The sequence below is a fragment of the Streptomyces sp. NPDC035033 genome (assembly GCF_040636735.1).
Taxonomy (GTDB): Bacteria; Actinomycetota; Actinomycetes; order Streptomycetales; family Streptomycetaceae; genus Streptomyces.
Window position 1 is genome coordinate 1 of record NZ_JBEZUZ010000153.1, and the last position, 9,602, is coordinate 9,602.

Genomic DNA, 9,602 nt, shown 5'->3' on the forward strand with positions numbered 1-9,602 from the left:
CCCGGCCGCCTGAGGGGCCGGGCGGCGCGCGCCGCCCGGCCTGCCGTCACCGCACGGCGGCCGGGTGCCGCGTCCGTACGCTCCACCGGCCGTCGACCCGCGTGAGCCGGACCGGATGGTCGAAGCAGTCGCTCACCTGATCGCCGGTCAGGACCTCCTCGGCCGGTCCCGAGGCCAGGCACCGGCCGTCGCGCAGCAGCATCGCGTGCGTCGTCCCGGGCGGAAGCTCCTCCAGGTGGTGGGTGACCAGCACCGACGCCAGTCCGGGACGGGTGAGGCCGAGCGCGTCCAGGCGGTCGATGAGCTGCTCTCTGCCCGCGAGGTCCAGGCCGGTCGCGGGCTCGTCGAGCAGGAGCAGCCGCGGATCGGGCATCAGCGAGCGGGCGATGAGGGCCCGGGTCCGCTGCCCCTGGGACAGCACCGGCCAGCGCGCCTCCCGCCGGTCGCCGAGGCCGAGCAGCCCGATGAGTTCCTCGGCCCTGGCGGCCTCGTCGTCCGTCGGAGACCACCGGGGCACTCGCTCGACGCTGTTCGTCAGGCCGGTCAGCACCACGTCCCGCACCGTCAGGGGCGAGCGCAGCGGGTGCCGGGGGTCCACATGGCCCACGTGTGAGCGCAGCCGGCGCATGTCCACCCGGCCGAGTCGCTCCCCGAGGACCTCGACCGTCCCCCGGGTGGGGTGCGCGAGCGCCCCCAGAAGGGAGAGCAGGGTGCTCTTTCCCGCGCCGTTGGGGCCCAGGAGCGCCCAGTGCTCGCCGGGGCGCACGGTCAGGGAGACGTCGCGCAGGACGGGGTTGCCGTCGCGGACGACGTCCACACCGGTGACGCGGAGTACGGGCGCCCCGCTCACGGCCGCGCCCGTCCCGCGCGGTTGACCGCGGCCATGACGGCGTGCACGGACGCGGTGAGGACGGAGGTGTCCCATCCGGCGCCCCAGACGGTGGTGTCCGCCACGCGGCATTCGGCATAGGCCACGGCGGGGCTGCCGGGGCCGACGGCGGTGGCGTGTTCGGCGTAGGTGAGGATGTCGACGGCGATCCCGGCGGTGCCGAGGGCGTCGGCGAGTGCCGACAGCGGGCCGTTGCCCGTGCCCCGGTACGCGCGCTCCGCTCCGTCGACGGCCAGGGTGCAGCGGAACTCGTGCTCGGTGGGGCCCGTCTGCCCGGTCCGCCAGGAGACCAGGGTGACCGGCCCGTCCTGGGCGGGGGCGACGTACGTGCGGTGGAAGAGTTCCCACAGGTCCTCGTGGGAGAGCTCCAGCCCGTCCGCGTCGGTGACCTGCTGCACCGCGCGGGAGAGGTCCGGGCGCATCGCCTTCGGCAGGTCCAGGCCGTGGTGGGCCCGGAGCAGGTGGGCGATGCCGCCCTTGCCCGACTGCGAGTTGATCCGGATCACCTCCTCGTAGGTGCGGCCGATGTCGGCCGGGTCGATGGGCAGGTAGGGCACGGCCCACGGCGCCCGCTCGGCCGGCACGCCGAGTGCACGGGCCTGCCGGGCGTGGTGGGCCATTCCCTTGGAGATGGCGTCCTGATGGGTGCCGGAGAAGGCCGTGTGCACGAGTTCGCCGCCGTAGGGGTGGCGGGGGTGGACGGGCAGTCGGGTGCAGTGCTCGACCACCTCGCGCACGGCGTCGATGTCGGAGAAGTCCACCATCGGATTCACCCCCTGCGCGTAGAGGTTCAGCGCCAGCGTGACCAGGTCGACGTTGCCGGTCCGCTCGCCGTTGCCGAACAGGCAGCCCTCGACGCGCTGCGCGCCGGCCAGGACGGCCAGTTCGGCGCAGGCGACACCGGTGCCGCGGTCGTTGTGGGGGTGCACGGAGAGGATCACCGACGCGCGGCGCGCGAGGTGGCGGTGCACGTACTCGATCTGGTCGGCGTACACGTTCGGCGTCGCGATCTCCACCGTCGCCGGCAGGTTGTGCACGACCGGCCGGTCGGGGCTCGCCTCCCACAGGTCCGTGAGGCCGTTGCAGACCTCCAGGACGAAGTCCGGCTCCGTGAGGTTGAAGACCTCGGGGGAGAACTCGAAGCGGATGTCGGCCCCGGGCCGCTCCTCGGCGCGCCGCATCAGGTACGTGGCGGCCTCCCGGATCAGCGCGTGCACCTCGTCGCGGGTCCGGCCCAGGACCACGTCCCGCCAGGTGGGCGCGGTGGCCGTGTACAGGTGGACCAGGGTGCGGGGCAGGCCCTCGACGGAGGCGACGGTCCGGTCGATCAGGTCCTGCCGGGCCGCGGTGAAGACCGAGACGGTGACGTCCTCGGGGACCGCGCCGCTCTCGGCGAGGTGGCGCACGAAGTCGAAGTCGGTCTGGCTGGCGGACGGGTAGCCGACCTCGATCTCCTTGAATCCCATGGCGCAGAGCAGGTCGAACATCCGGCGCTTGCGGGCGATGTCCATGGGTTCGGCCAGGGCCTGGTTGCCGTCCCGCAGGTCGACCGGCACCCACAGCGGGGCCTCCAGGAGCCGCCGGGACGGCCAGGACCGGTCCTGGAGGGGCAGGGCGACCCGGTCGTGCGCGGACCGGTAGCGGTCGTGCGGCATCGCGCTCGGCCGCTGCGGATTCCAGGCCGGGGCGCCCGGGGGGACGTCGCCTGACGGCGTGCGCAGGGTGGGGAAGGCCGTGCTTCGCGGGGATTCCATGACTCTGAACTTCCTTCGGTCGACCATCGGTTGACCGGCGCGGAACGGCCCCGCCGCGGGGAGCCGGTCAGGTCAGGCCCCGCAGCGGCGGCCGAGAAGGAGGGCACGCGGCGTCATGGCCGGTACACTAACCACAGCTCAGCTCCTCAGACAACCTGATAGGTGAAGCCATGCCACTCGGTGCCCTCCGCCCCAGCCCTCTGGTGGAACAGGCCACCCAGCACCTGCGCGACCAGATCACAGGGGGCCATTGGCCGGTCGGTACCAAACTGCCCGCCGAGACCGCCCTGGCCAAGACGCTCGGCGTCGGCCGCTCCACCGTCCGGGAGGCCCTGCGCGCCCTGGCCGGAGCCGGCCTCGTGCAGGCCCGCCAGGGCTCCGGCGTGTTCGTCGTCGCCACCGAACCGGCCGAGGACTGGCCGACCCGGCTGCGCCGGGCGGCCATCACCGACGTCTACGAAGTCCGCATGCTCATCGAGGTCGAGGCCGCGCAGCTCGCCGCGCAGCGCCGCACCGAGGACGACCTCACCGTCATCGGCGCGGCCCTGGCGCGCCGCCGCGAGGCCGCGGGCGACGACACCGTCGGGTTCGTGGACGCCGACATCGCCCTGCACGCGGCGGTCGTGGCCGCGGCGCACAACCCCGTGCTCACCGGCCTGTTCACCGAGTTCGTGCCGGTGCTCCGCCAGGCCCTCGTCGACCTGGTGGAGCTCCTCGGTCTGCGTTCGGACGACCCGAACCACGGCGACGCCGGCCACGCCGCCCTGGTGGACGCCATCGCGGGCTCGGACGCCGAAGCGGCGGGCACCGTCCTGCGGGACGAGCTGAACCGGACGCTCACCCAGCTCTGCGGCATCTGACCCCTCGCCCGCTCCCGCGCGGAGGGCCGGCATGCCCGGCGCACCGTCCTGGACACGCCGGTACCCGTCCCCCGTCTCCGGCCCCGACCCCGACCCCGGCCCCCGCGACGACCCGGCCGCCCGCGCGAGGCGCTGGAGGGCCCTGCTCCTCGGACACGGCCTCGGCGCGGCGGTGGCCTACGGAGTCGCCCGGCGGACGGCGGACGGCGAAGGGCGGACGGCGGACCAGGACCGGATGGTCCGCGCCGTCTCCGGGCACCCCGGGGCACCCCCCTCGTACCTCGCCATGCCCCTCCCGACGACCGCGGCACCTCCGAACGCCGACGTCGGCGGCACCGCCCGACGACCGCGCGCACGGGAGGCGGCGAGGCGTCGCGGAGACGGTCGCGGAGCGCCCGGGCGCGTACGGAGTCAGGCGCGCCACACCTCGGCCGCGGCGAGGAACGCCGACGACGACGGGCGCTCCGGAGTTCCTCCCCGGCTGATCCCGCCGGGGAGGGCTCGGCCGTCGACGCGTGCCCGGGCCCGTCCGCACGGGCCGAACACCAGGCTCAGGCTGTGTTCCACGCCGGCCAGCGGGAACCGGTCGGTGGCGAAGGCGCGCCGGTCGAGCACCTCGTCCATGCGCACGTCGATGCCTCCGCCCCGGGCCCGCAGCCCGGACGCGAGGTCGAGCCGGACGTGGACCGCGGACCGGTGGAACCGGGGGGCGGACCACGGCAGGCCGTCGAGTTCGGGGAAATGGCGGACGAAGTGATCGGCCAGCCAGAGGGCGAGGTGCGGGTCCTCCCCGACGGCCCTCACTCCGTCGGGCCGCCAGAGCACGAGGGCGTTCCCCGCGCCGTGGGTGGACCAGTCCACCTGCCAGGTGGAGAGGTAGGCCGTGCACGAGCCCGACCCGTCGAAGAGCTGGAGGCCGGGGTTGGCGCCGACCAGGATCGGCTTGCGCCGCGCGGGGTCGTCGTCCGGAGCGTCGCCGGCCGCCGACGCGGGGGTGGCGGACGCCGGGGTGGCGGCGGCCAGGAGCCCCATCGAGCCGAGGGCGGCGCCCATGCGCACGATGCCGCGTCGGCTGACGGCGGCGGAAGGCCGGCCGCGGTCGGGGTTCGCGGGTGTTCGGTCGGAGCTCAAGGCGCCTCCTCGGTCGTGGTGACACGGTCGCGGTTCACCCTCCGGTGCGGGTGGCGGTGGCTTCCACGCATTCGAGGCCCTTCGAATCCATCGGCCCGTCCCGGCGGCGATGGGACACTCTCGGGATGGCGATGAGGGTGCGGCTGGACGCACGGGCTTGGAGCAGGTCGCGGTTTGCCACGTCCGCGGCCATGGAGGTCCTCGGTGTGCTGCGGCACCGCGGCCGGCATCCGGCCGCTCACGCGCGGGGGTGGTACGCGCGTGCCCGGCGAGCGCTTCCGCCAGGGCAGCTGGCGCTGCTGGAGGCTCTGGTGCCCACCGATCACAGCTACGCCCCGGACTTCCTGACGCCCGTGCCGCGCCACGGCGAGTCGATGGCGGAGGTGGCCGCCCGTATCGCGGCGACCCCGGGCGAGGAGGTCGACTACCAGCTCGACATCGCGCTACGCGGCCGGCGCGTGTGGCCCCACGTCCTCGCGCTGCACCGGGACGAGGCGGCCTACGAGCGGTGGCGGCGGCCGACGCCCCCGGCGCTTGCGAGGCTGGCGGGCGACGGCGGTGCCGCCGTGGCGACCGCCGCCGCCGCGGCGATGGCGGTCCTCTTCGAGTCCGTACTGGCGCCGGACTGGCCACGGGTCCGAGCGGTCCTGGACGCCGACATCGCCAACCGCGCCGACCGGATGGCCGCGCACGGCGCGGCGGCGGTGCTCGACGGCCTCGGCGAGCGGATGCGGTGGACGGGCACCGAGCTCGTGCTGGAGCGCGCCTACTCCGGGATCATCGACTGGGCTGACGAAGGAGTGCTCTTCGTACCGGCCACGACGCACGTCGGACCGGTGCTGTTCGCCGCCGAACGTCCGCACCCGCCGGTGCTGTTCTACCGGGCGCGCGGCATCGGGGCCCTCGGCGAGCGCCCGGCGGGCGCGGCGGAACCGGCCCTGGCGGGACTGGTGGGCGCGACCAGGGCCGCGCTGCTGACCACCCTCGAAGAGCCCGCCTCCACAGCCGAGTTGAGCCGGAGAACCGGCTGGAGCAACGCGACCGTGTCCTACCACCTCGGCATCCTGCTGCGAGCGGGACTGGTCGACCGGCACCGCCGGGGCCGCGTCGTCCGCTACGCGAGGACCGGCCTCGGAACGGCCCTCGCGACACCCCCGGCGAAAGAGCGGACATCCCGCACCACACGGCCACCGCCCCCGGTCCGCCCCGACGACACCTGCCGCCGACCGCCGAACCGGCTTCCCGGCCGTACCGTCCGGGCCACCGACACCCTGCCGACCCGCGCCTCTTCAGGCTGGAATCAGGCTGAAGAGGCTCAGTCGATCCGCTGGAGATGATCAGACCCAACGCTGCTCGATCGGCCTGTCGATCAGGTCGGCCCGGTCCGCTCCGCTCAGGAACTCGCGGGCGCCGCGGAGGCGAGTGGCCAGCTTCCGCTGGGTGGCGCGGCTGTCGAGTCGTACGTCGAGCCCGCCGGGCAGCCCTGTGCCGGAGCGGCGCGCGGAGGGGAGCCGAGCGGGGTCGAGGCCGTCACGACGGGCGATGAGCTCGCCCAGCTCGTGGCGGCTCAGGGCGTCCGGGCCCGCGAGGTGGAAGACTCCGGCGGCGTCGGACCGGGCGATCTCCCACAGGGCGGCGGCCAGGTCCGCCACATGGACGGGGCAGCGGACGTCGTCGGTGAACAAGGCGCCCTGCCGGGTGCCGGCGGCCAGTGCGTGCACCAGTCGCTCGTGCTCGGAGCGGCCTCCACCGATGGCCAACGAGGTACGGACGACGGCCGCGTCGGGGCAGAGAAGACGTACGGCGGTCTCAGCGGCCGTCTTCGCGGCCCCGTACGGGGTGAGCGGGTCCGGAAGGCAGGACTCGTCGTAACGGTCGCGGCCCCTGCCGGAGAAGACGGCGTCGCTGGAGACGTGTACCAAGCGGATGCCTCGCTCGGCCGCGGCCAGGGCGAGTCGGACACTGCCTTCCGCGGTGACCGACCAGTCCGCGCCACCGCTCGTCGCGTTGATCACCACGGCCGGAGCCACCACGTCGAGGACCTCCTCCAGGCGGAGCGGGACGCGGAGGTCGAGGTGATGCCAGCTCACCCCGCCGCCGTCGCCGGGGCGGGAATGGAACGTGGCCTCCGGGGACCGGCCCGCGGACGCCGCCTGGCGCACCAGCTCGGTTCCCAGGAAGCCGCTGCCGCCGATGATCAGCTCAGTCATACCGCCTCACGTTACGGGCGACCGGTGCCGCCCAGGCGGCTTCGGCGGAATCCGCTGATCCCTTGGAGCCGACCGGGGCGCGTGCGGGGCGCGGTCATGCGCTCGCATCATCCAGAGCGGGCAGGTCGCCGCGAGCAGCAGGACCGCGCGGACCGGGTCGCCGGCCTGCGGTTGCTGCTGGTCGCCGTCCGGACCACCCCGCCGGACGGTCCCTCGGCGAAGAGGCTCCGCCTCCTGGTGGCGGCCCGCGGTTCGGGCCGCCTCGTCCCCCTGCGCGGCGCCGCTCCCGCCCGGAGGCGTGCGGACGGGGCGCCGGGGCCGCCCGGGGGGGGAGGTCGGTCAGGTGCGGGGGGTCAACCGGCGAGGCCGCCGTTGCTCTTCAGCAGCTGGCCGTTGATCCACTGGCCCTGCGGTGAGCACAGGAACTCCACGAGGTGAGCGGTGTCCTGGGGGGTGCCCAGCCGGCCCAGCGGCGTCTGTCGCAGGACCTGGTCCCGGACGTCGTCGGACATCCAGCCGGTGTCCACCGGGCCGGGGTTGATCACGTTGGCGGTGATCCCGAGCCGGGCGAGTTCATGGGCGGCGGCCAGCGTGATGCGGTCCAGCGCGCCCTTGCTGGCCCCGTAGGGCAGGTTGCCGACGGTGTGGTCGCTGGTGAGGCTGATCACGCGGCCGGTTCCCCGGGTGCCGCGGAAGCGCCGGCCGTACTCGCGGATCAGCAGCCAGGTGGCGCGCGCGTTCACCGCGAAGTGACGGTCGAAGCTCTCCACGGTGGTGTCGAGCAGGCCGGAGTCGACGGACTCGCAGTGGCACATCACCAGGGCGGTGACGCCGCCGAGGCGGTGCTCGACCGCGTCGAAGACGCGCCCCGGGGCATCCGGGTCGGCGAGGTCCGCTTCCACCGCGACCGTCTCGGCGCCCTGTTCCGTCAGGGTCCCGGCGATGGCGTCCGCCGCATCGGCCTCGACGCCCCAGGCCATCCTCGCGTCGTAGGGCGTCCAGTACGTGAAGGCGACGTTCCAGCCGGCCCCGGCCAGTCGGCGGGCGATGCCCGCACCGATCCCGACGGTCCGGCCGACGCCGGTCACCAGCGCGACCGGCCTGGCGGCACCGGACAAAGGCTTCTCTCCTGTGGTCGTCACAAGAGGTCATCGTTCGCCCTGCGGTACGGAATTGGCAACCGGTATTCCCTCAGCCGCCGCCCACCCGCTTGCGAGCGGAGAAGGGGGCGGACGTGCTGCCGGTGCCGGGGCGGAGCCGCCGGACGCCGGTCCTGTCGGTGGCCGGGAGGCCGGGGCCGGCCGTCACCCGTGACGTCGCCGCAGGCCGCGAACCGGTCGTGGCCGGCCCGGTGGCCGGGGCCGAAGGGGCGAACCGGGGCGTTCCGCGGACCCGGCGGCACATGAACGGCTGCACCTCCCACACGTACACGTGGAGCAACGCCTCCGGCGAGCGGTTCTGGGTGAAGTACCGCTTCACGACCGACCAGGGCGTCGAGTCCTTCACGCGGGACGACGACTGGGGCCGGCCCGGCGCCCTCGTGCGCGAGGTCCTGGACGACGCCGCCCGCGACCGGCTCGTCGGCAACGGCGTCGGCCACCTCCTCGACGGCGTGAGCGAGCCGGTCCTGGAGCGCGCGTTCACGTACGGGACGCGCATCGGTCCGTCCCTGGGCGAGCGGACCGCCGAGGGGGTCCGGGCCGAGCGGGGCCCGTCGGCACCGCGAGCGCGGACCGCCGGCCCGGACGGGTTCCGGGCCGACGGGGAGCGCCGGGGGCCGATGGGGCCTCGGTCGCCTTCAAGGTGCCCGGGAAGGGCCCGGCGGGGGCGGCCGCGCGCCCGGGGCGGCGGCCGGGTGTGGTCGCTACGGCGTCGGCAGGGTGATCTCCCGCTTGAGGATCTTGCCGCTGGGGCCCAGCGGGAGCTGGTCCACGAGCTGTACCCGGCGGGGGTACTTGTAGGCCGCCACCCGTTCCTTGACGTACTCCCGCAGCTCGTCGGGGGTGGCCTGCGCGGAGGGGCGCAGGACGACCGCGGCCGCGACCTCTTCGCCCAGCTCGGCGTGCGGGAGGCCGATCACGGCGGCGAGGGCGACGGCCGGGTGCTCGTGGAGGACCTCTTCGATCTCGCGCGGGTAGACGTTGTAGCCGCCGCGGATGATCATGTCCTTCTTGCGGTCGACGATGTACAGGTAGCCGTCCTCGTCCGCGCGGGCGAGGTCCCCGGTGCGCAGCCAGCCGTCAAGGATCGCGGCCGCCGTGTCCTCGGGCCGGTTCCAGTAGCCCTTCATCACGTTGGGACCGCGCACGGCCAGTTCGCCGATCGCGCCGGGGGCCACGTCCTGCCCCTTGTCGTCCAGGAGCCGCACCTCGACATCCCGGATGGGCGTGCCGATCGAGCCGGCCTTGCGGGGCCGGTCGGGGTGGTTGAAGGTGACGACCGGGCTGGTCTCGGACATGCCGAAGCCCTCCAGGACCGCGCAGCCGAAGCGCCGCTCGAAGCCGTGGAGGATCTCCACCGGCAGCGAGGCGCCGCCGGAGATGCACATCCGCAGCGTGGAGACGTCCGCCTCGGAGGGGTGCTGGAGCAGGGCCGCGTACATGGTCGGCACGCCCTCGAAGACGGTGGCCCGCTCGCGGGCGATGGCGTCCAGGACGGCTCCCGGGTCGAAGCGGGGGATCAGGACGAGGCAGGCGCCGCTGCGGACGGCCGTGCTCATGGTGCAGATCTGGCCGAAGATGTGGAACAGGGGCAGACA

General features: G+C 74.5%; 8 protein-coding genes and 2 pseudogenes. 4 read left to right on the forward strand and 6 right to left on the reverse strand.

The window, feature by feature from the left end:
• Window positions 1–46: 46 nt before the first annotated feature.
• The gene (locus AB0E83_RS33925) at window positions 47–850 is read right to left on the reverse strand and encodes an ATP-binding cassette domain-containing protein (protein ID WP_362120432.1); all 804 of its coding nucleotides are present in this window, start codon (window positions 848–850) and stop codon (window positions 47–49) included.
• Complete coding sequence (gene leuA / locus AB0E83_RS33930) at window positions 847–2,643, reverse strand: 2-isopropylmalate synthase (RefSeq protein ID WP_362120434.1); 1,797 nt, start codon at window positions 2,641–2,643, stop codon at window positions 847–849. Before leuA ends, AB0E83_RS33925 begins: the two co-directional genes overlap by 4 nt.
• A 170-nt stretch (window positions 2,644–2,813) precedes the next feature.
• Between leuA and AB0E83_RS33935 the strand changes: the two genes are divergently transcribed.
• The gene (locus AB0E83_RS33935; RefSeq protein ID WP_362120436.1) at window positions 2,814–3,503 is read left to right on the forward strand and encodes an FCD domain-containing protein; all 690 of its coding nucleotides are present in this window, start codon (window positions 2,814–2,816) and stop codon (window positions 3,501–3,503) included.
• Between the two features lie 411 nt (window positions 3,504–3,914).
• Here the strand turns inward: AB0E83_RS33935 and AB0E83_RS33940 are convergent, their stop codons facing one another.
• Window positions 3,915–4,634 (reverse strand): hypothetical protein, encoded by a 720-nt coding sequence (locus tag AB0E83_RS33940; protein WP_362120438.1) that lies wholly within the window; start codon window positions 4,632–4,634, stop codon window positions 3,915–3,917.
• 311 nt (window positions 4,635–4,945) lie between these two features.
• On the opposite strand from AB0E83_RS33940, the gene AB0E83_RS33945 reads away from it, so the two are divergent.
• Window positions 4,946–5,971, forward strand: coding sequence for a winged helix-turn-helix domain-containing protein (locus tag AB0E83_RS33945; protein ID WP_362120439.1), 1,026 nt, complete (start codon window positions 4,946–4,948; stop codon window positions 5,969–5,971).
• Here AB0E83_RS33945 and AB0E83_RS33950 read toward each other — a convergent pair whose 3' ends face one another.
• Together AB0E83_RS33950 and AB0E83_RS33955 are read right to left on the reverse strand one after the other, a co-directional pair.
• A complete protein-coding gene (locus tag AB0E83_RS33950) occupies window positions 5,972–6,844 on the reverse strand; it encodes a sugar nucleotide-binding protein (protein ID WP_362120441.1) in 873 nt (290 codons plus the stop codon). It abuts the gene before it with no gap.
• Window positions 6,845–7,197: 353 nt separating this feature from the next.
• A complete protein-coding gene (locus AB0E83_RS33955) occupies window positions 7,198–7,986 on the reverse strand; it encodes an SDR family oxidoreductase (RefSeq protein ID WP_362120443.1) in 789 nt (262 codons plus the stop codon).
• A gap of 260 nt (window positions 7,987–8,246) precedes the next feature.
• Between AB0E83_RS33955 and AB0E83_RS33960 the strand changes: the two are divergent.
• Both AB0E83_RS33960 and AB0E83_RS33965 read left to right on the forward strand, forming a co-directional pair.
• Window positions 8,247–8,300: pseudogene (locus tag AB0E83_RS33960) on the forward strand (hypothetical protein); the annotation flags it as partial.
• Between the two features lie 54 nt (window positions 8,301–8,354).
• Window positions 8,355–8,573, forward strand: a pseudogene (locus AB0E83_RS33965) (catalase-related domain-containing protein); the annotation flags it as partial.
• Between the two features lie 135 nt (window positions 8,574–8,708).
• Here AB0E83_RS33965 and AB0E83_RS33970 read toward each other — a convergent pair.
• A partial coding sequence (locus tag AB0E83_RS33970; protein ID WP_362120445.1) for an AMP-binding protein occupies window positions 8,709–9,602 on the reverse strand: 894 nt, incomplete at its 5' end.

Bases quoted from the DNA above. Each gene is read 5' to 3' on its own strand.
- leuA (WP_362120434.1), bottom strand. From the start codon at position 2,643: ATGGAATCCCCGCGAAGCACGGCCTTCCCCACCCTGCGCACGCCGTCA.
- AB0E83_RS33935 (WP_362120436.1), top strand. From the start codon at position 2,814: ATGCCACTCGGTGCCCTCCGCCCCAGCCCTCTGGTGGAACAGGCCACC.
- AB0E83_RS33950 (WP_362120441.1), bottom strand. From the start codon at position 6,844: ATGACTGAGCTGATCATCGGCGGCAGCGGCTTCCTGGGAACCGAGCTG.